General features: G+C 69.8%; 3 protein-coding genes. All 3 read left to right on the top strand.

All coding sequences use genetic code 11. The annotated features are described in order from the left end of the window. Positions 1-189 precede the first annotated feature (189 nt). The 3 genes from JL475_RS38850 to JL475_RS38840 all read left to right on the top strand — a co-directional run bounded on the left by JL475_RS38850 (position 190) and on the right by JL475_RS38840 (position 1637). Complete coding sequence (locus JL475_RS38850; RefSeq protein WP_237409528.1) at positions 190-786, top strand: winged helix-turn-helix domain-containing protein; 597 nt, start codon at positions 190-192, stop codon at positions 784-786. After that, positions 702-1256: a transposase gene (locus tag JL475_RS38845; protein WP_202282902.1), complete on the top strand. Its 555-nt coding sequence runs from the start codon at positions 702-704 to the stop codon at positions 1254-1256. Before JL475_RS38850 ends, JL475_RS38845 begins: the two co-directional genes overlap by 85 nt. Positions 1257-1391: 135 nt before the next feature. Beyond that, complete coding sequence (locus JL475_RS38840; RefSeq protein WP_202282903.1) at positions 1392-1637, top strand: hypothetical protein; 246 nt, start codon at positions 1392-1394, stop codon at positions 1635-1637. Positions 1638-1760: the final 123 nt, after the last annotated feature.

Here is a 1760-nt window from a genome sequence, read left to right as displayed (position 1 = left end):
AGGCCGTATCGCGCTGACCTGCGACAACGACGCCCCGGACCCATTCATGTGCCCATCAACTGATGAACTCGGGGATTTTGGCCGCGCCGAGTCCATCTGTGATGTGCTATTGATCTCGGCTCTTTGGGGTCTCACCGTTGACGGTCAGACTGGGTGGCGGTGTGCGGTGGCCGCGCTACACCGGAAGGTATGAGGTACGCAGACGGTGGCGGGATGACCGCCAGGGAACGCGCGCGACGCGAGGCGCTGCGGATGCGGGCCGCGGAGCTGTTCGCGGCCGGGAGCACCGCGCCGGAGGTCGCCGAGCTGCTGCGAGTGACACCGAAGTCCGCCTACCAGTGGCGGCGGGCCTGGAGCGCCGGCGGCACCGCGGCGCTGGTCTCCCGAGGGCCGGGCGGGCAGCGCTGCAAGCTCCGCCCGGCGCTGTGCGAGAAGCTGGCCGCGATGCTGGAGCAGGGGCCGGCCGCGCACGGCTGGGACCAGGACCAGGTGTGGACCGGGGCCCGGGTCGCCACGCTGATCGGCCGCACGTTCCACATCTCCTACAGCGTCTCCGGGGCGACCCGGCTGATGCGCCGGCTCGGCTTCACCCCGCAGATACCTGCGCATCGGGCGGCCGAGCGCGACGAGGTGGCGGTAGCCGCGTGGAAGGAGAACACCTGGCCGGAGGTAAAAGGGCGCGGGCGGCCGTCGGGGGCTGGCTGTGCTTCGAGGACGAGGCCGGCCGGCACCTGCGGCCGCCCCGGGGACGGACCTGGGGCCGGCGCGGCCGCACCCCGCTGGTGAGAGTGTCCGGCGGCCGTGGCTCGGGCCGGGTGTCCATGGCGGGGCTGATCGCGCTGCGGCCCGGGGCGCGGACCCGGCTGTGCTACCACCTGCGGGTCCACCGCGGTCGCCGGGGCGAGCGGCGCAGTCTGTCGGAGGTCGACTACATCCGCCTGATCGACGGCGCCCACCGGTTGCTGAGGGCTCCGATCGTCTTGGTCTGGGATCGGCTGGGCACCCATGTCTCCCGGGCGATGCAGCAGTTGGTCGCCGCCCGTTCCTGGCTGACGGTCTTCCTGTTGTCGGCATACGCGCCGGAGTTGAATCCGGTGGAGGGGGTCTGGTCGCAGTGCAAGCGGACTCTGGTCAACCTCACCGCCGGGACGGTCGGCCGGCTCGAGGCCCTGGTCCGCAACCGGCTCAAGAGTCTGCAGTACCGGCCCACCGTGCTCGACGGCTTCATGACCGAGACCGGACTCCCACCGCCATAACCCCAAACGCCGAGATCAGTAAGAAGCTGTTGTCTTTCCGAGAGTGACGGGTTCGTTTCCCCTGGCCAGGTGCAGGGGTGGTGTTTCGGCGGGAGGGACGGGGTGTCGTGTCGTCTCTTCGGCGGAGGTGCCGGGATGCCGTCGATGATGGGGGTGCCGGAGGAGCGTGCACGCACCGCTCGGCAGCGGGTGGAGGCCCTTCAGGCCGAGCTGCGGGAAGCGGAGGCGGTCTGGGAGCGGTTCGTGATCGCCCGTGAGACGGTGGGCGAGGTTCTGGCGGAGCCCCGCGGAGGCGAGGACGTGGCGCCGTTCGTGGTGGCCGGCACTCGGTCGACGTCCTACGACCACCTTCAAGATCAGGTCATGGGAACAATCTGCTGACCGACGGGCCGTGGGTTGATTACCGGGCCAAGGCTGCGTGACGAGTCACTAGTGTCATGAGTCTTTATTACGCCATAGAAGTAGGCTGGGTTCATGGCGCGTATGGGTCGGCCGACGGTCGAG

Source organism: Streptomyces sp. M2CJ-2, assembly GCF_016757295.1.
Classification (GTDB): Bacteria; Actinomycetota; Actinomycetes; order Streptomycetales; family Streptomycetaceae; genus Streptomyces.
Note: the sequence above shows the minus strand (reverse complement) of the source record. Positions and strands in the feature narration are given on the sequence as shown.